The 26234-nt window shown below is 71.2% G+C and carries 21 protein-coding genes; 11 read left to right on the top strand and 10 right to left on the bottom strand.

Annotation, left to right across the window (positions count from 1 at the left end):
- The first annotated feature begins 239 nt into the window (after positions 1 to 239).
- The gene (locus HCJ93_RS13970) at positions 240 to 1220 is read left to right on the top strand and encodes an NAD(P)H-quinone oxidoreductase (protein ID WP_167994909.1); all 981 of its coding nucleotides are present in this window, start codon (positions 240 to 242) and stop codon (positions 1218 to 1220) included.
- Between the two features lie 61 nt (positions 1221 to 1281).
- Here HCJ93_RS13970 and HCJ93_RS13965 read toward each other — a convergent pair whose 3' ends face one another.
- A complete protein-coding gene (locus tag HCJ93_RS13965) occupies positions 1282 to 2106 on the bottom strand; it encodes a hypothetical protein (protein WP_167994845.1) in 825 nt (274 codons plus the stop codon).
- Between the two features lie 267 nt (positions 2107 to 2373).
- Here HCJ93_RS13965 and HCJ93_RS13960 point away from each other — a divergent pair, with 267 nt between their 5' ends.
- A complete protein-coding gene (locus HCJ93_RS13960; RefSeq protein WP_167994907.1) occupies positions 2374 to 2919 on the top strand; it encodes a bacterial proteasome activator family protein in 546 nt (181 codons plus the stop codon).
- Between the two features lie 155 nt (positions 2920 to 3074).
- Here the strand turns inward: HCJ93_RS13960 and HCJ93_RS13955 are convergent, their stop codons facing one another.
- The gene (locus tag HCJ93_RS13955; RefSeq protein WP_167994905.1) at positions 3075 to 4721 is read right to left on the bottom strand and encodes a protein kinase domain-containing protein; all 1647 of its coding nucleotides are present in this window, start codon (positions 4719 to 4721) and stop codon (positions 3075 to 3077) included.
- Positions 4722 to 5079: 358 nt separating this feature from the next.
- Between HCJ93_RS13955 and HCJ93_RS13950 the strand changes: the two genes are divergently transcribed.
- From HCJ93_RS13950 to HCJ93_RS13935, 4 genes are all read left to right on the top strand, one after another.
- Entirely contained in the window at positions 5080 to 6696 is a 1617-nt protein-coding gene (locus HCJ93_RS13950) for a protein kinase domain-containing protein (protein ID WP_167994903.1), read from the top strand.
- Between the two features lie 611 nt (positions 6697 to 7307).
- A complete protein-coding gene (gene pdhA, locus HCJ93_RS13945; RefSeq protein WP_167994901.1) occupies positions 7308 to 8495 on the top strand; it encodes a pyruvate dehydrogenase (acetyl-transferring) E1 component subunit alpha in 1188 nt (395 codons plus the stop codon).
- Position 8496: 1 nt separating this feature from the next.
- Complete coding sequence (locus HCJ93_RS13940; protein WP_167994899.1) at positions 8497 to 9474, top strand: alpha-ketoacid dehydrogenase subunit beta; 978 nt, start codon at positions 8497 to 8499, stop codon at positions 9472 to 9474.
- A gap of 19 nt (positions 9475 to 9493) precedes the next feature.
- Positions 9494 to 10948 (top strand): dihydrolipoamide acetyltransferase family protein, encoded by a 1455-nt coding sequence (locus tag HCJ93_RS13935; RefSeq protein WP_167996115.1) that lies wholly within the window; start codon positions 9494 to 9496, stop codon positions 10946 to 10948.
- Between the two features lie 81 nt (positions 10949 to 11029).
- Here the strand turns inward: HCJ93_RS13935 and HCJ93_RS13930 are convergent, their stop codons facing one another.
- Positions 11030 to 11944, bottom strand: coding sequence for an RpnC/YadD family protein (locus HCJ93_RS13930; protein WP_167994897.1), 915 nt, complete (start codon positions 11942 to 11944; stop codon positions 11030 to 11032).
- A gap of 193 nt (positions 11945 to 12137) precedes the next feature.
- On the opposite strand from HCJ93_RS13930, the gene HCJ93_RS13925 reads away from it, so the two are divergent.
- Complete coding sequence (locus HCJ93_RS13925; protein WP_167994896.1) at positions 12138 to 12626, top strand: LURP-one-related/scramblase family protein; 489 nt, start codon at positions 12138 to 12140, stop codon at positions 12624 to 12626.
- Positions 12627 to 12927: 301 nt separating this feature from the next.
- Here HCJ93_RS13925 and HCJ93_RS13920 read toward each other — a convergent pair whose 3' ends face one another.
- On the bottom strand, positions 12928 to 13725 hold the full coding sequence (locus HCJ93_RS13920; RefSeq protein ID WP_167994894.1) for a carbon-nitrogen family hydrolase: 798 nt from the start codon (positions 13723 to 13725) through the stop codon (positions 12928 to 12930).
- 183 nt (positions 13726 to 13908) lie between these two features.
- Between HCJ93_RS13920 and HCJ93_RS13915 the strand changes: the two genes are divergently transcribed.
- Positions 13909 to 14733 carry a maleylpyruvate isomerase family mycothiol-dependent enzyme gene (locus HCJ93_RS13915; protein WP_167994892.1) on the top strand — a complete coding sequence of 275 codons (825 nt, stop codon included), beginning with the start codon at positions 13909 to 13911 and terminating at the stop codon, positions 14731 to 14733.
- 218 nt (positions 14734 to 14951) lie between these two features.
- Here HCJ93_RS13915 and HCJ93_RS13910 read toward each other — a convergent pair whose 3' ends face one another.
- Entirely contained in the window at positions 14952 to 16256 is a 1305-nt protein-coding gene (locus tag HCJ93_RS13910) for an MFS transporter (RefSeq protein WP_167994890.1), read from the bottom strand.
- Positions 16253 to 16906 carry a GntR family transcriptional regulator gene (locus HCJ93_RS13905; RefSeq protein WP_167994888.1) on the bottom strand — a complete coding sequence of 218 codons (654 nt, stop codon included), beginning with the start codon at positions 16904 to 16906 and terminating at the stop codon, positions 16253 to 16255. Before HCJ93_RS13905 ends, HCJ93_RS13910 begins: the two co-directional genes overlap by 4 nt.
- Positions 16907 to 17159: 253 nt before the next feature.
- Here HCJ93_RS13905 and HCJ93_RS13900 point away from each other — a divergent pair, with 253 nt between their 5' ends.
- The gene (locus HCJ93_RS13900; RefSeq protein WP_167994886.1) at positions 17160 to 18062 is read left to right on the top strand and encodes a D-alanyl-D-alanine carboxypeptidase family protein; all 903 of its coding nucleotides are present in this window, start codon (positions 17160 to 17162) and stop codon (positions 18060 to 18062) included.
- 139 nt (positions 18063 to 18201) lie between these two features.
- On the opposite strand, the gene HCJ93_RS13895 is transcribed toward HCJ93_RS13900, so the two are convergent.
- The 3 genes from HCJ93_RS13895 to HCJ93_RS13885 all read right to left on the bottom strand — a co-directional run bounded on the left by HCJ93_RS13895 (position 18202) and on the right by HCJ93_RS13885 (position 21837).
- Positions 18202 to 18453, bottom strand: coding sequence for a DUF6458 family protein (locus HCJ93_RS13895; protein ID WP_167994884.1), 252 nt, complete (start codon positions 18451 to 18453; stop codon positions 18202 to 18204).
- A gap of 128 nt (positions 18454 to 18581) precedes the next feature.
- Positions 18582 to 19877, bottom strand: a complete 1296-nt coding sequence (locus HCJ93_RS13890; protein ID WP_167994882.1) for a M18 family aminopeptidase — start codon at positions 19875 to 19877, stop codon at positions 18582 to 18584.
- A gap of 133 nt (positions 19878 to 20010) precedes the next feature.
- Positions 20011 to 21837 (bottom strand): acyl-CoA dehydrogenase, encoded by a 1827-nt coding sequence (locus tag HCJ93_RS13885; RefSeq protein ID WP_167994880.1) that lies wholly within the window; start codon positions 21835 to 21837, stop codon positions 20011 to 20013.
- A 183-nt stretch (positions 21838 to 22020) separates the two neighbouring features.
- On the opposite strand from HCJ93_RS13885, the gene HCJ93_RS13880 reads away from it, so the two are divergent.
- Positions 22021 to 22485 (top strand): SseB family protein, encoded by a 465-nt coding sequence (locus HCJ93_RS13880; RefSeq protein WP_167994878.1) that lies wholly within the window; start codon positions 22021 to 22023, stop codon positions 22483 to 22485.
- Between the two features lie 113 nt (positions 22486 to 22598).
- Positions 22599 to 23579: a pirin family protein gene (locus HCJ93_RS13875; protein ID WP_167994876.1), complete on the top strand. Its 981-nt coding sequence runs from the start codon at positions 22599 to 22601 to the stop codon at positions 23577 to 23579.
- A gap of 335 nt (positions 23580 to 23914) precedes the next feature.
- On the opposite strand, the gene HCJ93_RS13870 is transcribed toward HCJ93_RS13875, so the two are convergent.
- Entirely contained in the window at positions 23915 to 26143 is a 2229-nt protein-coding gene (locus tag HCJ93_RS13870) for an ATP-binding SpoIIE family protein phosphatase (protein WP_167994867.1), read from the bottom strand.
- Positions 26144 to 26234 lie beyond the last annotated feature (91 nt).

Raw genomic sequence — 26234 nt, 5'->3', positions numbered from 1 at the left:
CCCGGGGAATGGCCCGAACGACGGAGCAGCATGGGGCCGGGGGAGAGGACGGGAGATGGACCGCAGGAGCAGGACGCATGGAGGGGGCGGGGGGCTCATCGGAGCAGGACGCATGGAGGGGGCGGGGGCTCATCGGAGCAGGACGCATGGAGGGGGCGGGGGGCTCACCGGGGCAGGACGCATGGAGGGGGGGCGGAGGGCTCACCGGGGAGCGGCGGGGCAGGAGTAGCGTCCCCCTCATGCATGCGATCACGATTACCGAACCCGGTGGGCCCGAGGTGCTGGTGTGGGACGAGGTGCCCGATCCGGTGCCCGGTGAGGGCGAAGTGCTGGTCGAGGTGGTGGCCGGGGCCGTCAACCGCGCCGACGTCCTGCAGCGGCAGGGCCACTACGACCCGCCGCCCGGTGCCTCCCCCTACCCCGGCCTGGAGTGCTCCGGGCGGATCGCGGCGCTCGGCCCGGGCGTGGGCGGCTGGGCCGTCGGCGACGAGGTGTGCGCCCTGCTCTCCGGCGGCGGCTACGCCGAGAAGGTCGCCGTCCCCGCCGGGCAGCTGCTGCCCGTCCCCGCGGGTCTCGACGTCAAGCAGGCCGCCGCGCTGCCCGAGGTGGTCTGCACGGTCTGGTCCAACGTCTTCATGATCGCCCACCTGCGGCCCGGCGAGACGCTGCTGGTGCACGGCGGCTCCAGCGGCATCGGCACCATGGCCGTCCAGCTGGCGAAGGCCGTGGGCGCCAGGGTCGCCGTCACCGCCGGCACCAAGGAGAAGCTGGAGCGGTGCGCCGAGCTGGGCGCCGACATCCTGATCAACTACCGGGAGCAGGACTTCGTCGAGGAGATCCGGCAGGCGACCGGCGGCAACGGCGCGGACGTCATCCTCGACAACATGGGCGCCAAGTACCTCGACCGCAACGTCAAGGCGCTCGCCGTCAACGGACGGCTGGCGATCATCGGGATGCAGGGCGGCGTCAAGGGCGAGCTGAACATCGGCGCGCTGCTCGCCAAGCGCGCGGCGATCACCGCGGCCTCGCTGCGTGCCCGGCCGCTGCAGGAGAAGGCGGCGATCGTGGCGGCCGTACGGGAGCACGTCTGGCCGCTGATCAGCGGCGGCCACGTCCGCCCCGTGATCGACCGTGAGATCCCGATGCCGCAGGCGGCCGAGGCACACCGGGTGCTCGAGGAGAGCGGCCACGTCGGCAAGGTGCTGCTGGTCGTGCCGTAGGACGGACGGCCGGGAACCGGCCCTCGGCCGGTCAGCCGCGTCGCAGCCGTGGCCCGGCCGGTCAGCCGCGTCGCAGCCGCAGCCCGAGGAATGCCAGGCCGAAGCCGAGACCGATGAGCACCAGCCCGCTGCCCAGCGGCACGATCCGCTTCACCGGCTCGACGCCGGACCCGGAACCGGCGACGGCATCGGGTGAGGCCACCGCGGCCTCGGCCGAGGCCGGCGTCTCCTCCTCGGGCACCGGCCCGCCCGTGCCGGGCGCCCCGGAGACCGTCCCGGCATACCCGGGGACGTCGCGGTCCCTGACGTCCCCGGTGTCCTCGCTGTCCGGTGCGTCGGGACGGCCCTCGCGGCCCGGCTGCCTGGGGGCGACGCCGGCGCCCGGCTTCTCCGCCTCGCGCCGGTCACCGTCCGCCCGGTCCCGCTCGCGCGGCGTCTCCTCCTTCGTCGCGTCCTGCCTCCCGGGCCGCTCCCGGCCCTCACCCGCCCGGCTTCCGGCCCGGGAGGGGCCGGCGGAGGGGGAGGGCGACCGGGACGCGACACCGGGCCGGGCCGCGGAATCGGCCCTGGACTGAGAAGGACCCTGCTCCCGCCCGTCGGGGCCGTCCCCGGTACCCCGCCCGGACCGCTCCCCGGCCGGCTCCGCCGCCCGCGCGGCCCCGTGCCGCTGCTCCTGCCCCCCGCCGTCGCCGCCGGGGCCCCGCCCGCCGCCGCCCGGCCCCTCGTCGGCGGCAAGGACCCCCGGCACCATCCCCTGGGCCACCGCCACCCCGCTCAGCGGGACCGCACCGGCAGCGGCGATCACCACCCCCGCAGCCAGGGCGGCCCCCGCCCGCCGGACGACCCCCGACGCCGTCGCCCCCGCTCTGTGCAGCCATGGAGTCACGACCGTGACCTCCCGCGCCGGACGGTGCTCGTGCACATCACCGGCAAGATGCCGAATGGACGCCCACAAGCGTCCCACCTCGGAACGGACCCGGCATTCCGGGCGCGTCCGATCGATCTACGCGGGTCCTGCCCGGCATGTCCGGGGATCGCCTGGCTTCCCTCCCCATCACCCGGCATCATCTGCCATCGCACGCCGGAAAGGGGTGGATCAGGCCCCGCAGGGGCACCACGGAAGTGACACGCCCGTGTGCGAGAGAATGGCCGTATGGAGATGCCGAGGAACGAACGGTCGCCGGAGAATCCGCAGATCCTGGTCGTGGGCCAGGACGGCATGGCGCTCAGCGGCGGCAACGGAGACGAGGACTCCCGCGAGACCCCGGTGACGGAGCAGGTGGAGCAGCCTGCGAAGGTCATGCGGATCGGCAGCATGATCAAGCAGCTGCTGGAGGAGGTGCGCGCTGCTCCTCTCGACGAGGCCAGCCGCAACCGTCTCAAGGAGATCCACGCCAGCTCGGTGAAGGAGCTGGAGGACGGTCTGGCGCCGGAGCTGGTCGAGGAACTGGAGCGGCTCTCCCTGCCCTTCACGGACGAGGCGACGCCGAGCGACGCGGAACTGCGCATCGCACAGGCTCAGTTGGTGGGCTGGCTGGAGGGCCTCTTCCACGGCATCCAGACCACGCTGTTCGCCCAGCAGATGGCGGCCCGCGCCCAGCTGGAGCAGATGCGCCGCGCCCTCCCGTCCGGCCTTGGCGAGCACCACCACGACGACCCCCACCACAAGGGCGGTCGCTCCGGCGGTCCTTACCTCTGACCGCACCTGGCAGCAAGCCACCCACGTCGACACACCACGAGGGCCCCGCGGTTTCGCCGCGGGGCCCTCGTGGTGTGGCGTGTGCGCCGGCAGCGCTGTTCCGGGCCGACGGGCCCTCGGCAGCCACAGCCGAGGGCCGACGACTCGCGACGGCCTCAGGAGGGCGGGTTGCCGGTCGAGACCTTGAGGGTGATCTCGGGCATGTCCTCCGGGTCGACGTCGGTGCCGGGCGGCGGGAACTGATCGCGGATCGATCCCTCGCCGTAGGTGTTCTCGTCCACGTTGACGATCTTGGGGCCCGGCCAGCCGGCAGCCTGGAAGCACTCCTTGACCGACTTGATGTACTTGAACTTGAAGTTCGGGAGACGGATCTTGTCGGGGTCGTTGTACGACTCGTCGGGATCCGTGCAGATTTCCTTGTCGACCGTCTTCGAGGTGTCCGGCCCCCGGTAACCCGGGGCCTTGCTCACCGACGCCGTGGCGGAGCCGCCGCTGCCCTCCGGTTCCTTGTCGCCGCCGTTCATCAGCAGCGCCGCGATCAGGCCGCCCGCGGCGAGGACCGCGACGACGGCGGAGCCGATCAGGACCGGCTTGTTGTTGCGGCCGCCGGAGGAGCCGGACGGGGCCTGCGGCGTGATGTTGTACGGCGGCGGGGTCGACGGGCCCTGCTGCGGCGAGTAGCCCGACGGAGCGGGCGTCTGGTAGCCGCCCTGCTGCGGGTAGCCGTACGACGGCGACGGCGCGGGCGTGCCCGTGCCGGCCGGGGTGTTGTACGGGTTCGGCGGCGGGGTCGGCTGGTAGGGCGTCTGGACGTTGCCGGACGGCGCCGGGGTGGACTGGTCGATCGGCGGGAACACCGCCGAGCCGACGCCCGCTCCGCTCGGCGTCTGCGTGCCCGGCACGATCTGCGGCGGGGCGGCGTGGAAGGACTGCGCCACCCGCAGGCACTCGGTGCGCATGGCCTCGGCGCTCGGGAACCGCTCGTTCGGGTTCTTCTTCAGGGCACGGGCGATCAGCGCGTCCACCGCAGGCGGCAGCGAGCGGTTGATGGAGGACGGAACCGGCGGTTCCTCCTGCACGTGCGCGTAGGCGATGGCCAGCGGCGAGTCCGCGTCGAACGGCAGCCGCCCGGTGACCAGCTGGAACAGCATGATGCCGACCGAGTAGAGGTCGGAACGCGCGTCCACGCCCCGGCCCAGCGCCTGCTCGGGGGAGAGGTACTGGGGGGTGCCGACGACCATGCCGGTCTGTGTCATCGACGTCACACCGGACTGCATGGCGCGGGCGATGCCGAAGTCCATCACCTTGACCACGCCGCGCTTGGTCATCATCACGTTGCCCGGCTTGATGTCGCGGTGGACCAGCCCCATCTCGTGGCTGATCTCCAGCGCCGCCAGCACATCCGCGGTGATCTTCAACGCCTTGTCGGCGGGCATCGCGCCCTGCTGCCGGATGTCCTCGTCGAGCACGGAGCCCAGCGGACGGCCCTCGACGTACTCCATGACGATGTACGGGGTCGTCATCCCGTCGAGCTCGTCCTCGCCGGTGTCGAAGACCGAGACGATGTTGGTGTGCGTGAGCTTCGCCACCGACTGCGCCTCGCGGCGGAACCGCTCACGGAAGGCCTGTTCCCGGCCGAGTTCCGTGTGCAGCGTCTTGATGGCGACCTGACGGTCCAGCACGCTGTCGTAGGCGAGGTGCACGGAGGCCATGCCGCCCTGGCCGAGCAGGTCGCGGAGTTGGTAGCGTCCGCCGGCGAGCGCCCGCCCCGTGTTCTGGCTCTGTGCGCCGTCCTGGCTCATGTTCCGCTTCCCCCGTAGCCTCTCCGGCGCTGCCGTCGGTGGCCGTTCCGTCGTAGATTCCGTCGTAGATCCAAAGCGCTATTCCCGGCCAAGTCTGCCCCAGGGCTCCGACACGTCAAGCGCGGTGCCCGTTCCGTGACCGTACGCGAAAGAAGCGTCGCGGAAGCGTTACAGGCGTCGTACGCCCGGTACACAGAATTTGCACTGCGGCACGGTGGCCGGGTTTGATGGCCGGTCCGTCTCGTGCCCCTCCCGGTGACCCGTCTCGGACCGGAGCCTTGCGTAAAGGCTGTAGCGTGGCCGACGGAGACCGTAACAACACCGCGCGCACCGCGGGCAGAAACGACGGCGAGGACTGATGGCACAGCAGCAGCGCGCTCAGGGCCCGTCCGACCCCGAGGCGACTGGCGGCGGCATGTCGGACGCGCCGGACAGCTGGGGCAACGGCGGGCTGGTCGGCGACGGCCGGTACCGGCTGACGCGCAGACTCGGCCGGGGCGGCATGGCCGAGGTCTACGCGGCCGAGGACGTGCGTCTCGGGCGCACCGTCGCCATCAAGCTGCTGAAGTCCGACCTCGCCGAGGACTCGGTGGCCAAGGCCCGCTTCACGCGTGAGGCGCAGTCGGTCGCCGGCCTCAACCACCATGCCATCGTGGCCGTGTACGACTCCGGCGAGGACGTCATCGGCGGCCAGTCCGTGCCGTACATCGTGATGGAGCTGGTCGAGGGCCGCACCATCCGCGATCTGCTGATGAACGCCGAGGCGCCGGGCCCCGAGCAGGCGCTGATCATCGTCTCGGGCGTGCTGGAGGCGCTGGCCTACTCGCACCAGCACGGCATCGTGCACCGGGACATCAAGCCGGCCAACGTTATCATCACCAACAACGGCGCCGTCAAGGTGATGGACTTCGGCATCGCCCGCGCGCTGCACGGCGCGTCCACGACGATGACGCAGACCGGCATGGTCATGGGCACCCCGCAGTACCTCTCCCCCGAGCAGGCGCTCGGCAAGGCCGTCGACCACCGCTCCGACCTGTACGCCACCGGCTGCCTGATGTACGAACTGCTGGCGCTGCGCCCGCCGTTCACCGGGGAGACGCCGCTGTCGGTGGTCTACCAGCACGTGCAGGACATCCCGACGCCGCCCTCGGAGGCCTCCGACGCCTGCCCGCCGGAGCTGGACGGTCTGGTGATGCGCTCGCTCGCCAAGGAGCCGGACGACCGGTTCCAGACGGCCGAGGAGATGCGCGGCATGGTGCAGTACGCCCTGCAGATGCTGTACGAGAAGGGCGGCCACACCGGCACCTGGAACACCGGCCCCGTGGACATGCACGAGGGCCGTCACACGCCCGCGGGCGGCTTCGCGAACACGGCCGTCCTGGGCCACCCGGACTCCGCCGGCACCACGGCGATCCCGCAGCCCGTCATGCCCGGCGGGTACGGCGACGACGGCGGCTACAACGGCAACGGCAACCGGGGCGGCCGCGGCAAGCTGTGGATCCTCGCCGTGCTGGCGCTGATCGCCGTCGCCGCGGGCGTCGCGCTGGCGCTGAACAACAGCGGTGGCGGGGGCGGGGACGACGACCCGACCAAGCCGCCGGCCACGTCCCAGACCTCCAAGGACGACAAGACCAGCGAGTCCCCGAGCGACGACGAGACCGAGCAGGAGCCCGACACCGGCACCGACCCGGGCACCGGCACCGGCGACGGCGAGTGGGTCCCGAATCCGCAGCCCACCCAGCAGCCGACCCAGTCGCAGACCGACCAGCCGAGCACCCCGCCTACCTCCTCGGAGCCCACCCAGTCGCCCAGCACGGGCGACGACCAGGGCACCACCGAGGGCGAGACGGAGGGCGGCACCAGCGAGGGCGGCGACGCGGGGACCACCGAGGGCAACAACGCCGGCACCACCGAGGGCGGTGCCAACGCCGGTGCGAACGGCGCAGGCGGAGTCGACGGCGGGCCGGGCGCCTGAGCCGGCTCCGTCCCCGCCTGTCACGCCGTCCCGCCCCGTCCCCCGCCGCCGGGCCTTCGTGCGGCACCCTGTGCCCGCTCCGCCGGCCGGCCCGGGGCCGCTGACCGCCCCGCCCGGCTGCGTCCGGCCGGGTGGTTCGTGCCGGCTCCCCCGCCGTCGAGGGCGGGGGACGGAGGCGCCGCACTGTTTGCTGGGATTCCGCAAGACGGTGTCCACATCCCGGACCCCTCGTGACCTGCGTCTCGTCACGGAACGTGCGACTCGCGTACGCAGTGTCACTGAAGGTGGCCGCCCGGACGGACGGTCGGCTCTTCCCGTGCCCCGTTTCTCGGGATAACGTGCCGTTGCTCCGGCCTCCTGCAAGGCTGTGACCAGCGCGCCTTCCCCGCTTACCCGATTTACTTGGAAATCCAAGCAAAATCGCAGGTCAGAGGGGGTTTCACAGAAATGTGCCGCACTGGGTACGGTGCATAGAGCAGGGCGCTCGCCGGGGCACCTGTCACGCCTGTTCCCGGCCGAGTGGCACCCACCCCGTGCCCGGTGGCCGAGCAGCAGGTGAGCCGCACTGGCCTGCCGGCAACCCCGGGGGCCGGACCGACGGAGGAGCACAAGTGACCGTGGAGAGCACTGCCGCGCGCACACCGCGACGCAGCGCCGGAAGCAAGGCCGGCACCACCGGCACCAAGCGCACCACCCGCACCACCAAGAAGAGCACCGAGCCGGCTCTCGTCCAGCTGCTGACGCCCGAGGGCAAGCGCGTCAAGAACGCCGAGTACGACCAGTACGTCGCCGGCATCACGGCGGAGGAGCTGCGCGGTCTGTACCGCGACATGGTGCTCACTCGCCGCTTCGACGCCGAGGCCACCTCCCTGCAGCGCCAGGGCGAGCTGGGCCTGTGGGCCTCGCTGCTCGGCCAGGAGGCCGCCCAGATCGGCTCCGGCCGGGCGCTGCGCGACGACGACTACGTCTTCCCCACCTACCGCGAGCACGGCGTCGCCTGGTGCCGCGGGGTGGACCCGACGAACCTGCTCGGCATGTTCCGCGGTGTGAACAACGGCGGGTGGGACCCCAACAGCAACAACTTCCACCTCTACACGATCGTCATCGGCTCCCAGACGCTGCACGCCACCGGCTACGCCATGGGCGTGGCCAAGGACGGCGTGGACAGCGCGGTCATCGCCTACTTCGGCGACGGCGCCTCCAGCCAGGGCGACGTGGCCGAGGCCTTCACCTTCTCCGCGGTCTACAACGCCCCCGTGGTGTTCTTCTGCCAGAACAACCAGTGGGCGATCTCCGAGCCGACCGAGAAGCAGTCCCGGGTGCCGCTGTACCAGCGCGCCCAGGGCTACGGCTTCCCGGGCGTGCGCGTGGACGGCAACGACGTCCTGGCGAGCCTGGCCGTCACCAAGTGGGCCCTGGAGCGGGCCCGCGCCGGTGAGGGCCCGACGCTGATCGAGGCGTTCACCTACCGCATGGGCGCCCACACCACCTCCGACGACCCGACCCGCTACCGCGGCGACGAGGAGCGCCAGGCCTGGGAGGCCAAGGACCCGATCCTGCGCCTGCGCCGCTACCTGGAGTCCAAGAAGTACGCGGACGAGACGTTCTTCGAGGAACTCGAGAGCGAGAGCGAAGCGTTGGGCAGACGAGTACGCGAAGCCGTCCGTGCCATGCCGGACCCGGACAGCTTCGCCATCTTCGAGAACGTGTACGCGGACGGACACGCGCTGGTGGACGAGGAACGCGCGCAGTTCGCCGCCTATCAGGCGTCGTTCGCGGACGCGGACGGGGGTAAGTGACATGGCAGAGAAGATGGCCCTGGCCAAGGCGATCAACGAGTCGCTGCGCCGCGCGCTGGAGTCCGACCCGAAGGTCGTCGTCATGGGCGAGGACGTCGGCAAGCTCGGCGGCGTGTTCCGGGTGACCGACGGCCTGCAGAAGGACTTCGGCGAGAGCCGTGTCATCGACACCCCGCTCGCCGAGTCGGGCATCGTCGGCACCGCGATCGGCCTGGCCCTGCGCGGCTACCGCCCGGTGGTGGAGATCCAGTTCGACGGCTTCGTCTTCCCGGCCTACGACCAGATCGTCACCCAGCTCGCCAAGATGCACGCGCGCTCGCTGGGCAAGGTCAAGCTCCCGGTCGTCGTGCGCATCCCCTACGGCGGCGGCATCGGCGCGGTGGAGCACCACTCCGAGTCCCCCGAGGCGCTGTTCGCGCACGTCGCCGGCCTGAAGATCGTCAGCCCCTCGGACGCGTCCGACGCGTACTGGATGATGCAGCAGGCCATCCAGAGCGACGACCCGGTGATCTTCTTCGAGCCCAAGCGCCGTTACTGGGACAAGGGCGAGGTCAACACCGAGGCCATCCCCGGCCCGCTGCACACCGCGCGGGTGGTGCGCGAGGGCACGGATCTGACGCTGGCCGCCTACGGCCCGATGGTGAAGCTCTGCCGCGAGGTCGCCGACGCGGCGGCCGAGGAGGGCCGCAACCTCGAGGTGCTGGACCTGCGCTCGGTCTCCCCGATCGACTTCGACTCCATCCAGGCGTCGGTGGAGAAGACACGGCGTCTGGTCGTCGTCCACGAGGCACCGGTGTTCTTCGGCTCCGGCGCGGAGATCGCCGCCCGGATCACCGAGCGCTGCTTCTACCACCTGGAGGCCCCGGTGCTGCGGGTGGGCGGCTACCACGCCCCGTACCCGCCGGCCCGCCTGGAGGAGACCTACCTCCCGGACCTGGACCGGGTGCTGGATGCCGTCGACCGCTCGCTGGCGTACTGAGGAGAGGGTCGTGACGACGATGACGAACGCGTCCGTACGCGAGTTCAAGATGCCGGACGTGGGCGAGGGCCTCACCGAGGCCGAGATCCTCAAGTGGTACGTCCAGCCCGGCGACACGGTCACCGACGGGCAGGTGGTCTGCGAGGTCGAGACGGCCAAGGCGGCCGTCGAACTGCCCATCCCCTACGACGGTGTGGTGCGCGAGCTGCACTTCCCCGAGGGGACCACGGTGGACGTGGGCACGTCCATCATCGCGGTGGAGGTCGCGGGCGGGGACGCTCCGGCCGAGGAGGCGCCCGCGCCTGCCGCGCAGCCGGAGCCCGCGCCCGCCGCCGAGAAGCCTGAACCCGAGTCCGAGGGATCGGGCCGCCAGCCCGTGCTGGTCGGCTACGGGGTGGCCACGTCCTCCACGCGCCGCCGCCCCCGCAAGCAGCCGGCCGCCCCGTCGCCGGCCGCCGCCGCGGTCCAGACGGAGCTGAACGGCCACGGTCCCGCCGCCCCCGCGGCCCCCGCCGCGCCGGCTGCCGCTGTGCCCGGCGAGCAGCGCCCGCTGGCCAAGCCGCCCGTGCGCAAGCTGGCCAAGGACCTGGGTGTCGACCTGACCACGGTCACCCCGACCGGACCCGGCGGCATCATCACCCGCGAGGACGTCCACGCGGCGGTCGCCGCCAGGAGCGCGGCCACCGCTGCCCCCGAGGCCGAGCGGCAGGCCCCCGCCGCGGCACCGGCCGCCGGGGCGGCCGCACAGGCGGCCCCGGCCTCCTACGACGCCTCCCGCGAGACCCGCATCCCCGTCAAGGGCGTCCGCAAGGCGACCGCGGCGGCGATGGTCGGCTCGGCGTTCACGGCACCGCATGTCACGGAGTTCGTGACGGTGGACGTGACGCGCACCATGAAGCTGGTCGAGGAGCTGAAGCAGGACAAGGAGTTCGCGGGCCTGCGCGTGAACCCGCTGCTGCTGATCGCCAAGGCGCTGCTGGTCGCGATCAAGCGGAACCCCGACATCAACGCCTCCTGGGACGAGGCGGCCCAGGAGATCGTGGTCAAGCACTACGTCAACCTGGGCATCGCGGCGGCCACCCCGCGCGGTCTGATCGTGCCGAACATCAAGGACGCCCACACCAAGACCCTGCCCCAGCTGGCCGAGGCTCTGGGTGAACTGGTGTCCACCGCACGCGAGGGCAAGACGTCCCCGGCGGCGATGCAGGGCGGCACGATCACCATCACCAACGTCGGTGTCTTCGGCGTCGACACGGGCACGCCGATCCTCAACCCCGGCGAGTCCGCGATCCTGGCGGTCGGTGCGATCAAGCCGCAGCCCTGGGTCCACAAGGGCAAGGTGAAGCCCCGTCAGGTCACCACTCTGGCCCTCTCCTTCGACCACCGCCTGGTCGACGGCGAACTGGGCTCCAAGGTCCTGGCCGATGTGGCGGCCATCCTGGAGCAGCCCAAGCGGCTGATCACCTGGGCCTGAGCAGCAAGCCGAAAGGCCGACAAGCCGGAGCCGGAGCCACGCGCGCAGCGTTGCTCCGGCTCCGGCCTTCCCGGGCGACCGTCAGTCGCCGGTGAAGAGATCTTCGGCGCGTTCCACGGTCCCGGCCCGGTCGAGCCAGTGGTTCACGGCCTGGAGGTCGGTGCAGGTGCTGATCCGTTCGCGGATCTGGTCGGAAATGGGGATGCCGCGTACCTCGAGCACCCGGAGAACGCCCTTGGCCTCCCCGAGCGCCTCGCCTTCGGCCTTCCCTTCGGCCTTCCCTTCGGCCTTGCCTTCCAGGTAGGTGTCCTCGAACAGCGTCCGGTGTCCCGGGAAGTGGGTGATGACGTTTCGCACCAGCGTCCTCCATTTCGCCTTCGTGGGGGTGTTCTCGAGGCCGATCTCCACCACCTCGAGCCAGTACTCCGTGACGTCCGGCGTGAACGACATGAATCCACGGGCCACCGTCTCCAGTATGGCCTCGACGCACCGGTCCTCGCTGTGCACGATGGCCGCGAGCGCCGCCAGGGCCGGGCGCTGAGCCACCGCCGACTCGTCGGTGAAGGCCGGGACGGTCTGCGGCCCCAGGACGAACGGCCTGGTGACCTGGGTGATCCAGGGACCGGCCGTGCAGGTGAAGGGTCCTGTCGCCCAGGCCGCCGTGCCGGCGTCCCGGCAGACGGGCACCAGGAGCACAGGGAGGTCGTACTTCGCCTGCAGGTAGGCGACGTAGTACGCCCAGCTCTTCGCCTTCTGCGGGTCCTTCTTCGTCTGTGCCTCGACGGCGACCAGGAAGTGCTCCCCCATGGGTGGCTCATAGGCGAGGACGGTGTCCACCCGGCGTTCCAGGGGCCGGACTTCGGTGGCGTCGGGGGAGAGAGCACCGAAGTCCTTCTTCGAGGGCGGGGGCAGTCCCAGTGCCTCGAAGGCGGGTGCGAGGGCCTCCGGGTGGTCCTGGAAGAGCCGATGGGAGGCCTCATGTGTCGATGTGACCATGTGCGCAAGCCTGGGGCGGGCAGGGCATGTGCATGAGGCATATGCGGATGCATTCACTCGTTCGAGGGCGGGAGAAACGTTCCGATCGGCGCGGTGCCGACCAGTGCGGCGGGGCCGGGCTCGGGTGACGCGGGTTCGGCCTGTCGGGCTAGTGTCCGCGATGCGGGGCGAGGGGCGGGGAAGCCCTGGTGCCATGAGATTCCTGGTGCGCGACCGGCTCCTCGGTATCGGTGAGGACTACTGGATCGAGGACGACCGCGGCAACAAGGTCTACCTCGTCGACGGCAAGGCCATGCGGCTGCGGGACACCTTCGAGCTGAAGGACACCCAGGGGCGCGTGCTGATCGACATTCACCAGAAGATGCTCGCGCTGCGCGACACCATGGTGATCGAGCGGGACGGCGCACCCCTGGCCCGCATCCGGCGCAAGCGGCTCTCCCTGCTGCGCAACCACTACCGCGTGTATCTGGTCGACGGCACGGAACTCGACGTCAGTGGCAAAATCCTGGACCGCGAGTTCGCCGTCGAGTACGACGGTGAGCTGCTCGCGGTGATCTCCCGCAGATGGCTGACCATCCGGGACACCTATGGCGTGGACATCGTGCGGGAGGACGTCGATCCCGCGCTGCTGATCGCCGTGGCGGTGTGCGTGGTGCACCTCGCCGAGAAGGAGGGCGACTGAAGGAGGGCGACCAGAGGCCGCGGTCGTGTCGATCGCGCCGACCGGGTCATCGACCTCGGCCCCGAGGGCGGCGACAACGGCGGCGTGATCATCTTCACCGGCACCCCGGCCGACCTCGCACGCGCCCCGCGCTCGCACACCGGGGAGCACCTGCGGCGTTTCCTGGGCCGGTAGGAGCCGCGCCCCGGCGACACCGCACGGCTCTGGGTCTGGCGGAGGGTGACAGGCCCCGGCGGCCCGGCGGTCAGGATCGCTGCGGCGGCGGGCGGCCCGGCTACATGCCCAGGCGGCTCGGCGGCGGTCAGTGGCGCTTCGGCGGTTCCAGGCCCAGGACGCGGTCCTTCAGGGCCGGGAAGCGTTCGCGGGTGCCGGCCACCGTGGCGGGGTCGAAGCCGACGCTCAGGACTTCCTCCCCGGGGCCGGCCTGCGCCAGCACCTCGCCCCACGGATCGACCACGATCGAGTGACCCGCCTGCGGAACCCCCGCGTGCGTCCCGGCCGTTCCACAGGCGAGCACGAACGCCTGGTTCTCCACCGCCCGCGCCTGAGCTAGCAGCGTCCAGTGCGACCGCCGGCGCTCCGGCCAGCCCGCCGGCACCACGAAGGTCTCGGCACCGGCGTCCACGAGGCCGCGGAAGAGTTCGGGGAAACGGAGGTCGTAACAGGTGGCCACGCCCAGCGTGGTCTGCGGCAGGCGCACCGTCACCAGTTCGCTGCCCGCCCCCATCAGCACGGCCTCGCCCTGGTCGAAGCCGAAACGGTGGATCTTGCGGTAGGCGGCGGCCAGCGCACCGGAGGGAGAGAAGACGAGAGAGGTGTTGTACAGCGGACCGTCCGGGGCGCGCTCGGGGATGGACCCGGCGTGCAGCCACACACCCGCGTCGCTCGCGGCCTTGGCCATGACCTCGTAGGTCGGGCCCATGAGGGGTTCCGCCTCGCTCTCGAAGGCCTCGTAGGCGAAGGCGCCGGTGGTCCACAATTCCGGCAGTACGACGAGATCGGCTCCCGCCTGATCCCGTACCATCCCCGCGACCCGAAGCCGGCGTGCTTCGACCGATTCGTCCTCGTTCACGGCGACTTGGAGCAAGGATGCGCGCACAGTACCACCGTCCTGGCATTCGACCCGTACCCACGGGCCTACGATCGTCACACGAAAGCACTGCCGGGGTGCCTCTCCGCAGCGTAACTTAGCCTCCCGAGACACCCGCCGAGTGCAGCCACCGCCCACAGGCAACGCCGCCATCACCTGCCCGTGTACCAACCGCCGAGGGGTCCCAGTTCCGTGAGTCTGCATCCCACCCTCCAGCCCTACGCCGACGCCTGGACCCATTCCGTCGAAGCGATATCCGAGCTGGTCCAGCCGCTCCCGGAGGCCGACTGGAACCGGAGGACGCCGTGCCCGGGGTGGTCGGTGCGGGACATCGTCTCCCATGTCATCGGCCTGGACTGCGAGATGCTCGGCGACCCCCGCCCCATTCACACGCTGCCGCGGGACCTGTTCCACGTCACCACCGACCACCAGCGGTACATGGAGATGCAGGTCGACGTCCGCCGCCACCACACGGCGCCGGAGATGACCGCCGAGCTCGAGTACACGATCATCCGCCGCAACCGCCAGCTGCGGAACGAGTCGCGCGACCCGGGCACCAAGGTGCGCGGCCCGCTGGGCACGGAGCTGACGCTGGAACAGGCGATGCGCCGCCACGCCTTCGACGTGTGGGCGCACGAGCAGGACCTGCGCACGGCGCTTGGCAGCCCGGGCAACCTGGACTCCCCCGGCGCGCTGGTCGCCCGTGACGTGCTGCTGGAGGAGCTGCCGCGCGTGGTGGCGGAGAAGGCCCAGGCGCCGCGCAGCTCCGCCGTCGTCATCGATGTGCACGGTCCCGTCGAGTTCCTGCGCACGGTCCGCACCGACATCCAGGGCCGCGGCACCCTGGAGACCGCACCCGCGCTCGGCCCCGCCGTCACCCTCACCCTCGACTGGGAGACGTATGTGCGTCTGGCCTGCGGCCGGGTGACGCCGGAATCGGTCCAGGACCGGGTGAAGACGGAGGGCGACGCCGATCTCGCCGCGTCGATCCTGAGCAACTTCAGGGTCACCCCGTAAAGCTCAGGGTCACCCCGCAAAGCTCAGGGGCGCCCCGTAAGGCACACGGGCGCCCCACAAGGCTCAGGGGCGGTCCGTGAGGCGACTTCACGAGCCCCCGTGAGCCCGGGGCCGGCGTGCCCCGGGCCCCGTCCTCTCCGGCGCGGCTTCCGGGAGCGGGGCCCCGCGGGGGTGATGAGGCCGGCGGGAGGGCAGGGCGAGGGCGTCGGCGCCTTCGCCTACGCGGGCACGTGCACCGTCTCCACGCGGCTCGCCACCAGCCGCTCCTCCCGCCGCGCGGCGCGCCGCCGCAGCCGCAGGATCTGGCCGACCCCGAGTGCCTGGAGTACGAAGACGGAGGAGAACGCGACGACGTAGTCGTCCCCCGTGGCGTCCAGCAGCACCCCGATGGCGAACAGTGTCGTCATGGAGGCCAGGAAGCCGCCCATGTTGGTGATGCCGGAGGCGGTGCCCTGCCGCTCGGGCGGGTTGGCCGGGCGGGCGAAGTCGAAGCCGATCATCGAGGCCGGCCCGCACGCCCCCAGCACCGTGCACAGCACCACCAGCAGCCACATCGGCGCCGCGTCGCCGGGATACACCAGCACAACGGCCCACAGCAGCGCGGTCGTCCCGACCGTGCCCAGCGCCAGCGGCAGCCGCGCCCCGTGATGCCGGGCCACGACCTGCCCGTAGACGAGTCCGACGACCATGTTGGACAGCACCACCAGCGTCAGCAGCTCGCCGGCCGTCGCCCGGCTCAGCCCCTGCGCCTCGACCAGGAAGGGCATGCCCCACAGCAGCAGGAACACCATCGCCGGGAACTGGGTGGTGAAGTGCACCCACAGCCCCAGCCGCGTCCCCGGTTCCCGCCAGGCGGCGGCGATCTGCCGGCGGACGTAGGCGGCGCCCTGGTGCGGGACGCGCTCCGGCTCGTGGCCCTCCGGGTGGTCCTTGAGGAACAGCAGAGTCAGTACGAACACCACCGCACCGGCGAGCGTGCTGCCCGCGAAGGCCGTGGTCCAGCCGAAGTCGTGCAGCAGCCGGGAGAGCACCAGCGTGGAGACCAGGTTCCCCGCCATGCCCACCAGGCCGGCCAGCTGCGCCACCAGCGGCCCGCGCCGGGCCGGGAACCAGCGGTTGCCGAGCCGCAGCACGCTGATGAACGTCATGGCGTCGCCGCAGCCGAGCAGCGCCCGCGCGGCGAGCGCCATGCCGTACGAGGGGGAGAGCGCGAAGCCGAGCTGTCCGACGGTGAACAGCACCGTCCCCATGGCCAGCACCTTCTTGGTGCCGAGCCGGTCGACCAGCAGGCCGACGGGTATCTGCATGCCGGCGTAGACCAGCAGTTGCAGGATGGAGAACGTCGACAGGGCGGAGGCGTTGACCTCGAAGCGGTCGGCGGCGTCGAGACCGGCCACGCCGAGCGAGGTGCGGAAGATGACGGCGACGAAGTAGACGGCGACGCCGATGCCCCACACCGCGAGGGCGCGCCTGCCGCCGGGGGGATCTCCGGGCAGCGTCCCGGTGGTACCGGCGCTGCTCATCGCACCTCCCCCCGCGCCAGGTGGGAGAACCAGCCCACATGCCGGTGCACGGCCGCGACGGCCGCCTCCGCGTCGCCCTCGCGCAGCGCGCGCAGGATCTGCTCGTGCTCGGTGAGGGTCTTGGCGATCCGGTCGGGGTGGGAGTGCATCACGGCGACGCCCATGCGCAGCTGGCGGTCGCGGAGCTGGTCGTAGAGGCGGGAGAGGATCTCGTTGCCGCCGCTGCGCACGATCTCGGCGTGGAAGCAGCGGTCGGTGACGGAGGCGGCGGCGAAGTCGCCGGCGGCGGCCTGCTCCTTCTGCCGGGCGAGCAGTTCCTCGAGGCGTTCGACGAGGCCGGGCGGGGCCGGCACGGCCTTGCGGGCGGCGTGCTCCTCGACCAGCAGCCGGGTCTCGACGACGTCGGCGATCTCCTGGGCGGAGACGGGCAGCACCAGGGCGCCCTTCTTCGGGTAGAGCCGGAGCAGGCCCTCGGCCTCGAGCCGCAGCAGCGCCTCCCGCACAGGGGTGCGGGACACCCCCACGGCCTCGGCGAGCTCGCCCTCGGTGAGGAGGGTGCCGCCCTCGTAGCGGCGCTCCAGCACACCCTGTTTGACGTGGGTGTAGACGCGTTCGGCGGCGGGCGGTTGTCTCACGGCGGCCAGGCTCATGCCGACAGGATAGATACAACACGTACGCGTCCCCGCACCCGTTTCACCATGCGGACGCCGAGCCTCCCCGGGGTGCTTCTCGCCGCTCTCCTCGCTCTCCGCGACATCCGCACCCGGATCCCCGTGATATCCGCACCCGCGGCTGTACAACCATCCGCCCGAGGCGTGCGTCGGATACATGGGGCCCCGGTATGCGGCTGCTCCTCAACTGGGTCGCAGAGTAGGGCCATTCACGGTAATCGGGGTATTTGACTTGAAGAACGGCATTTCGGGCATTCGCCTCAGCAGAGCCGTCGGCGTCGCCGTGACCACCGGCGCCGTGCTCGCCTCCGGAGCCCTCTACGCGGCGCCGGCGCAGGCCGCCGCGAAGGCGCCCTCGATCGTCGCCAAGGGCGGCTATGTGATGAACAACGCCAACGGCAAGTCGCTGTTCACCAAGGCCGCCGACACGCGCCGCTCGACCGGTTCGACAACGAAGATCATGACCGCGAAGGTCGTGCTGGCGCAGAAGAATCTGAACCTCGACAGCAAGGTCACGATCCAGAAGGCCTACAGCGACTACATCGTCTCCAAGAACGCCTCCTCCGCCCGCCTGATCGTGGGCGACAAGGTCACCGTGCGCCAGCTGCTCTACGGCCTGATGCTGCCGTCCGGCTGCGACGCCGCCTACGCGCTCGCCGACAAGTTCGGCTCGGGCAAGACGCGTTCGGCGCGGGTGAAGTCGTTCATCGGCAAGATGAACGCCGAGGCGAAGAAGCTGGGCCTGAAGAACACCCACTTCGACTCGTTCGACGGCATCGGCAACGGCAAGAACTACTCCACGCCGCGCGATCTGACGAAGCTCGCGAGCAGCGCGCTGAAGAACTCGACCTTCCGCTCGATCGTCAAGACGAAGAAGTACACCGCGAAGACCGTCACCAAGACGGGCAGCACCCGCACGATGTCCCCGTGGGTCAACACCAACACCCTTCTGAGCAGCTACTCCGGCACGATCGGCGTGAAGACCGGCTCCGGCCCCGAGGCCAAGTACTGCCTGGTCTTCGCCGCCACCCGGAACGGCAGGACGGTCGTCGGCACGGTCCTGGCCTCCTCCTCGGCAGCCCAGCGCGAGAAGGACGCCAAGAAGCTCCTGAGCCACGGCTTCGGCAAGATCTGATTTCAGGTCACGCCGCTGCACACCCGGAGGGGCTCACCGACCGCCTGGTGGGCCCCTCCGGGTGTGCCGGTCCCTCGAGCCGCCTGTTCCCCGGCGGCTGGTTCTGGCAGGACACGCCGGACGAGTTCGCGCAGGACCTCTACGCCCCGTAGCCGTTGGAGTAGCCGTCCCGGTGCGGGCGGGCGGCCGGGTCGTCGACCACCGGGGTCGCCGGGGGGACCACCACACGCCTGCGGCGGGCGATGCTGCTGAAGGTCGCCACGCCGATCAGGCCGACGATCATGAAGATCACGCCGACCAGGTCCAGGTTGACTCCCTGCATGTCCCAGTCGGTCGCGAAGGTGAGAATGGCTCCCACCGCGATGAGGATGATGCATCCGCCGAGGCCCATGAGTCACGCCTTCCTTGTCCGGTCGGTCCGGTCGCATCCGGGTACCCGCGGGGTCAGAAAGCATGCGGCGGTGCGGTGTTGACCCTGCGGGCCGCCTGCACGGCCCGCTCCTCACCGCGGCGGGGGCGTCACCCCTGGAGGAACGCGGCCAGCGCGTTCGCCAGCAGGAACGGGTCACGGGCGCCGCAGAGTTCGCGGGCGCTGTGCATGGAGAGGATGGCGACGCCGATGTCCACCGTGCGGATGCCGTGCCGGGCCGCGGTGATCGGGCCGATGGTGGTGCCGCAGGGCATCGCGTTGTTGGAGACGAAGGACTGGAAGGGCACCCCGGCCCGCTCGCACGCGGCCGTGAAGACCGCGCGGCCCGAACCGTCGGTGGCGTAGCGGTTGTTGACGTTGACCTTGAGGATGGGGCCGCCGTCGATGCGCGGGTGGTGTGTGGGGTCGTGCCGCTCCGCGTAGTTGGGGTGGACGGCGTGGCCGGTGTCGGAGGACAGGCAGACGGTGGCGGCGAAGGCGCGGGCGCGGTCCTCCAGGGTGCCGCCGCGCGCGAACACCGAGCGCTCCAGGACGTTGCCGAGCAGCGGGCCGTCGGCGCCGGTGTCGGACTGGGAGCCGTTCTCCTCGTGGTCGAAGGCGGCGAGCACCGGGATGTGGGGCAGGTCCGGCGTGGCCGACGCGGCGGCGAGGGCGGCGGTGCCGGCGTGCACGGAGAGAAGGTTGTCCATGCGGGGGCCGGCCACCAGCTCGCGGTCCCGGCCCAGGTAGGCGGGCGGCTCCACGGAGTGGACCATCAGGTCCCAGCCGGCGACCTGGCCGGACGGAATGCCGGCGGTCTCCTCCAGGAAGGCGATCAGGTCGCCGTCGCGGACGTCGTCGCCCAGGCCCCACACCGGCTGCATGTGGCGCTGCTTGTCGAGCTTGAGGCCCTCCGCGGTGACCGAGCGGTCCAGGTGGATGGCGAGCTGGGGGACACGCAGCAGCGGGCGGTCGACGTTGACCAGGCGGCTGGTGCCGTCGCGCAGGGTGAGGCGTCCTGCCAGGCCGAGGTCGCGGTCGAGCCAGGAGTTGAGCAGCGGGCCGCCGTAGATCTCCACGGCGACCTGGCGCCAGCCGTGCGCCCCGCTGTCGGGCAGCGGCTTGACGCGCAGATTGGGGGAGTCGGTGTGGGCGCCGACGATGCGGAAGGGGGTGTGCGGGGCGGCGCCCTCGGGGACGTACCAGGCGACGATGGCGCCGCCGCGCAGCACGTAGCGGCCGCCGGCGGTTCCGTCCCAGGCGTCCGTCTCGGCGACCTGCCTGAAGCCCGCCTTCTCCAGCCGCTCCGCGGCGTTCGCCACGGCGTGGTACGGCGTGGGGCTCGCCGCCAGGAACGTCATCAGGTCGTCGGTGTGGCCGCGGTCGAAGCGGGAGGGTGCGCTCATGGGGTTCACCTTAACGACGGTCGAGGCCCGGTTGACGAGGAGCGTGGATCCGGCGAGGCCGGTATCCCGGGCAAGCGAAGGCCCGCCTCCCGAGAGAGAGGCGGGCCCGGGCTTCAGCGGGGCGGGGGCGCGATCAGAACGCGGCCTCGTCCAGCTCCATCAGGTCCAGGTCGACGGTCTCGGCGACCTTGCGCGCGGCGGTCACGCCGGGCAGGACGTTGGACGCGAAGAACTTCGCCGCCGCGATCTTGCCGGTGTAGAACGCCTTGTCCTTGGCCGTCGCGGTCTCCAGCTTCTCCTGGGCCACCGCGGCGCCCTTGAGCAGCAGGTAGCCGACGATCACGTCACCGGAGGCCATCAGCAGGCGGGTGGTGTTCAGGCCCACCTTGTAGATGTTCTTGACGTCCTTCTCGGTGGCCGCGAGGTCGTTGAGCATCAGGCCGACGATGGCCTCCAGCTCGACGGCGGCCTTGGCGAGGTGCTCGCGGGCGTCGGCCAGCTCCGCGCCGCCGGTGCCGATGGCCAGGAACTTCTTGATGTCCTCGGCGAGGCTGTTCAGGGCGGCGCCCTGGTTGCGGACGATCTTCCGGAAGAAGTAGTCCTGGCCCTGGATCGCCGTGGTGCCCTCGTAGAGGGTGTCGATCTTGGAGTCCCGGATGTACTGCTCGATCGGGTACTCCTGCAGGAAGCCGGAGCCGCCGAAGGTCTGCAGCGACTGGGCGAGCTGCTCGTAGGCCTTCTCGGAGCCGTAGCCCTTGACGATCGGCAGGAGCAGGTCGTTCAGCGCGTGCTCGGTCGAGGCGTCCTCGCCGGCGGCCTCCTTGACCTGGATGGCGTCCTGGATGGAGGCGGTGTACATCACCAGGGCGCGCATGCCCTCCGCGTAGGCCTTCTGCAGCATCAGCGAGCGGCGCACGTCGGGGTGGTGGGTGATGGTGACCTTCGGCGCGGTCTTGTCCATGAAGTTCGCCAGGTCGGGGCCCTGGACGCGCTCCTTGGCGTACTCCAGGGCGTTGAGGTAGCCCGTGGAGAGGGTGGAGATCGCCTTCGTGCCGACCATCATGCGGGCGAACTCGATGATGCGGAACATCTGGCGGATGCCGTCGTGCTTGTCGCCGATGAGCCAGCCCTTGGCGGGGTGCTTGTCGCCGAAGGTCATCTCGCAGGTGTTGGAGACCTTCAGGCCCATCTTGTGCTCGACGTTGGTGGCGTAGACGCCGTTGCGCTCGCCCAGCTCGCCGGTCTCGAAGTCGAAGAGGTACTTCGGGACGAGGAAGAGGGACAGGCCCTTGGTGCCGGGGCCGGCGCCCTCGGGGCGCGCGAGCACGTAGTGGAGGATGTTCTCCGACATGTCGTGCTCACCGGAGGTGATGAAGCGCTTCACACCCTCGATGTGCCAGGAGCCGTCCTCCTGCTGCACGGCCTTGGTCCGTCCCGCGCCGACGTCCGAGCCGGCGTCCGGCTCGGTGAGGACCATGGTGGAGCCCCACTGCTTCTCGGTGGCGATCTTCGCGATGTGCTTCTGGACCTCGTTGCCCTCCTCGTAGAGGATGCCGGCGAACGCGGGGCCGGAGGAGTACATCCACACGGCCGGGTTGGCGCCGAGGATGAGCTCGGCGTAGGCCCAGATCAGGGAGCGCGGGGCGGTGGTGCCGCCGATCTCCTCGGGCAGGCCCAGACGCCAGTACTCGGAGTCCATGAAGGCCTGGTAGCTCTTCTTGAAGGACTCGGGGATCGGGGCGGTGTTGGTCTCGGGGTCGAAGACCGGCGGGTTGCGGTCGGCGTCGGCGAAGGACTCGGCCAGTTCGTTCTCCGCGAGGCGGCAGAGCTCCTCGAGGATGCTCTTCGCGGTGTCGACGTCCATCTCCTCGAACGGGCCGGTGCCGTACAGCTTGTCCCGCCCGAGAACTTCGAAGAGGTTGAACTCGATGTCGCGGAGATTCGACTTGTAGTGCCCCATGGCGACGGCTCCGTTAGAAGAGAGATCGGCGAGGCACTGAATCCTCGCACTAGTTCACGTACCAATCAGTAGCTACGATGATGCTACCCGTCGGTAATAAGAAGCAACCCCGAACCGGACATCTGTGACTCAGCCCTCCTCGGCCCTCCTCCGGCCGGCCCGGGGGTCAGTAGTCTGTGCGTCATGTACGGCTACGACCAGAACGTAGGGACACAGCAGGGCTACGTCCCGCCGCAGCAGCACATGCCGGGCGGGTACGGGCAGCAGCCGCCGCTGTACCCGGAGCCGTCCGCGCCCTCGCTCGCCGACGCGGTGCGTGCCTTCACCACCGGGCAGATGACCGCGGAGGACTTCCAGCAGGTCTTCGCCACGTCGAAGGTGTACTGCCCGCGCGGCGACAACCCCGGTTTCCTCGCCCTGCACAACACCCAGCAGCCGGTGATCCCGATGTTCACCTCGCTCAAGGAGCTGCGCAGGTACGCGGGCAAGGAGTCCAAGTACTTCGTGATCACCGGCGCCGAGGTGATCGACCTGCTGCCCACCGGCTACGGCTTCGTCCTGGACATGGAGGGCGAGCACCGGATGGTGTTCGACGCCAAGGCGGTGGAGCAGATGGTGGAGTTCGCGATGCGCCGGATGTATGGCTGAGGCGCGCGACGCTCGTGCGGAGCCCGGAGGGAATGCCCTCCGGGCTCCTCGCTGTTTGGGGTGGCAGGAAGTTCAACGCTCAACTAATCTGGGTGTACCCGAGGAGGTACGACATGCCTGCAGTGACCGTCGAGAACCCGTTGACGCTGCCCCGCGTGGCCGCACCGGCCGACGCCGTGCCGCGTCCCGTGCTGGCCGTGACCACCGCTCCGAGCGGTTTCGAGGGCGAGGGCTTCCCGGTGCGCCGGGCGTTCGCGGGGATCAACTACCGCTACCTGGACCCGTTCATCATGATGGACCAGATGGGTGAGGTGGACTACGCACCCGGTGAGCCCAAGGGGACGCCCTGGCACCCTCACCGGGGCTTCGAGACCGTCACCTACATCATCGACGGCATCTTCGAGCACCAGGACTCCAACGGTGGCGGCGGCACCATCACCAACGGCGACACCCAGTGGATGACCGCCGGCGGAGGCATCCTGCACATCGAGGCGCCGCCCGAGCACCTGGTCATGTCCGGCGGCCTCTTCCACGGGCTGCAGCTGTGGGTGAACCTCCCGGCCAAGGACAAGATGATGGCCCCCCGCTACCAGGACATCCGGGGCGGCAGCGTCCAGCTGCTCACCAGCCCCGACGGCGGCGCGCTGCTGCGGGTCATCGCCGGTGAGCTGGACGGCCACAAGGGCCCCGGCATCACCCACACCCCGATCACCATGATCCACGCGACCCTCGCGCCGGGCGCCGAGGTCACCCTGCCCTGGCGGGAGGACTTCAACGGGCTCGCCTACGTCCTCGCGGGCCGCGGATCGGTCGGTGCCGAGCGGCGGCCGGTCCACCTCGGTCAGGCGGCCGTCTTCGGCTCCGGGTCCTCGCTGACCGTCCGGGCCGACGACAAGCAGGACTCCCACACCCCCGACCTGGAGGTCGTGCTGCTCGGCGGGCGGCCCATCCGGGAGCCGATGGTCCACTACGGGCCGTTCGTGATGAACACCAAGGAAGAGCTGGTGCAGGCCTTCGAGGACTACCAGAAGGGCCGCCTGGGCACCGTCCCCGCCGTGCACGGCATGACGGACGAGGGCCCGCAGGACGTGTGACACGGGCGTCCTGCCCTGGCGATCGCCTCGAGCCCCCGCGTGATCACCGGGGCGCCAGGGCAGGACAGCCCGCCGCCGGCCGTGACCGGCTGGCGGTGTGCAGGACTCCTGGCTGCCGGGACCTCCCTGCACGACCTGGTGTCCGGCTCGGCACGACCTGGCGTCCGGCTCGCGCGAGCTGCCCTCCCCGTTCGGCGGGACGGCCGCCTCGGGCGGGGCGACTGAGTCGTCCGGGGAGAGCCGTCCTGAGAGAGCACTGAGGGGTTCTGTGAGGGGTTCGGGCGCCTCGGAGGGCGGCCTATACGCTTCGGGCGCCCGGGTGCCCGGAGGGCGGCCTAAACGCTTCGGGCGCCCGGGTGCCTCGGGGTGCCCGGGGTGCCGTTCGGCTGCGGGCGTCCGTGTCCGTGGCTTCCGCGCCCGCCGCTGCCGTCCCCGTCGGTCCCGGCGTCGGCCTCCGGCGGCTCGTACAGCTCGAACCAGATGCTCTTGCCCTCGCCGCGCGGGTCGACCCCCCAGGCGTGGGCCAGCTGCTCGATCAGGAGGAGGCCGCGGCCGGAGGAGGCCAGCTCGCCGGGTCTGCGGGGGTGGGGCAGGTCGTCGCCGGTGTCGGTGACCTCTATGCGCATCCGGCGGCCCTCCCGCCCTCCGGTGACCTCCGCGACCAGCAGCGCGTCGGCGTCGGTGTGGACCAGGACGTTGGTGAGCAGTTCCGAGAGCAGCAGCACCGCGGAGTCCACCTGGTCCGCGGAGGACCAGTCGTGCAGCAGCTCGCGCAGCTGATGGCGGGCGACCGCGACCCGCTCGGGCTCGGCCTGGGCAACGGTGAGCATGGTGCGGCGGACGGGCGGGCGCACGGTGTCCGTCTCGGCGCCGCAGCCGCAGCCCTCGCCCTGCCGGCACAGCAGCAGCAGGGCGATGTCGTCCTCGCGGCGGTCGGCCAGCGGGCCGGTGGTGTGGTGCGAGGAGGGTCCGTGCACCGCTTGGACCAGGGCGTCGGCCAGCTCCTCCAGATTGCCCTTGTGCTCCTCGAGGAGGGAGCGCAGCCGCGCCCAGCCGGTGTCCAGGTCGTGCCCGCCGGTCTCGATCAGGCCGTCGGTGCAGATCAGCATGGTCTCGGCGGGTTCCAGGATCAGCCGGGTGGTGGGGTAGTCGGCGTCCGGGTCGATGCCGAGCGGCAGCCCGCCGGCCGTGGGCCGGGTCAGCACGGTGGCGTCGGCCATGCGGATCACCGGGTCGGGGTGCCCGGCACGGGCGACCTCCAGGACGCCGGTGACGGGGTCCACCTCGACATACAGGCAGGTCGCGAAGCGGGTCTCGACGGGGTCGGCTTCGCCGATGCCGTGCAGGAAGCGGGAGGCGCGGGTGAGCACGGCGTCCGGGCGGTGCCCCTCGGAGGCGTAGGCGCGCAGGGCTATCCGCAGCTGGCCCATCAGCCCCGCCGCCCGTACGTCATGGCCCTGCACGTCCCCGATGACCAGGGCGAACCGTCCGCTGGGCAGCGGGATCACGTCGTACCAGTCGCCGCCGACCTGGAGACCGCCGCCGGTGGGTATGTAGCGGGCGGCGACGCTCATGCCGGGGATGCGCTGCTGGCCCAGCCGGGGCAGCATCGTGCGCTGCAGTCCGTCGGCCAGTGCCCGCTCGCTCTCGGCGGTGCCCGCCCGGGCCAGTGCCTGCGCCAGCATCCGGGCCACGGTGGTCAGCACGGAGCGCTCGTCGGGGGTGAAGGCGACGGGGTAGGCGAAGGCCGCCATCCAGGCGCCCATGGGGCGGCCGGCCACGGTGAGCGGCAGGAAGGCCCAGGACTGGCGGCCGAAGCGCTGCGCCATGGGCCAGGTGAGCGGATAGCGGGCCTTGTACTGCTCGGGCGAGGAGAGATACACGGCACGGCCGGTGCGGACCACCTCGGCGGCCGGGTAGTCGGTGTCCAGCGGCATATAGGTGAAGGGGCCCTCGTCGCCGGGCTCGTGCCCGTGGTGGCCGATGATCGTCAGCCGGTCGCCCTCGACGCCGAACACGGCCAGACCGTCCGGTGAGAAGCCCGGCATCGACAGGTTCGCCGCGACCCGCAGCACCTCCTCGGTGGAGCGGGCCTCGGCCAGCGCCCGGCCTGCGTCCAGCAGGAAGGCCTCCCTGGAGCGCCGCCAGTCGCCGGTGACCGCGCTGCGCCCGGCGGCCGTGCCCGGGGCCGGGTCGGTGACCTCCTGCAGGGTGCCGGTCAGGACATAGGCCCTGCGGGAGTGGTCGAAGGTGGGTTTGGAGCGGCTGCGGACGACCCGGACGACCCGCCCCTGGTCGTCCATGATCCGTATACGGACCTCGGCGAGGGTTCCCTCGGCGACGGCGAGCTGGACCACGCCGGTGATCTCGTTCCAGTCGACGGGGTGCAGCCGGGCCCGCACCTGGGCCTCCGTGAGGACGCACTCCTCGGCGGGCAGCCCGAGCAGCCGGGCAGCCACGGCATCGACCGTGACCTCTCCGGCTGCGGTGTCCCAGTGCCACCGGCCGGTGTCCAGAAGGCCGAGGACGTCCTCCACCGAGGGCAGGGGCTCACCTGTGCGCATTGCCCCACTTTAGGAAGAATGCAGCGAACACTGCCACCGTGGTGACGCGGACACCCGGGCCGTAATGCCGGGGAGTCGATCTTGGGGCGGC

The sequence above is a fragment of the Streptomyces composti genome (assembly GCF_012034205.1).
In the GTDB taxonomy this organism is placed as follows: Bacteria; Actinomycetota; Actinomycetes; order Streptomycetales; family Streptomycetaceae; genus Streptomyces; species Streptomyces composti.
The sequence above is the reverse complement of the archived record's forward strand: the minus strand, read 5'-3'. Positions and strand labels throughout refer to the sequence as shown.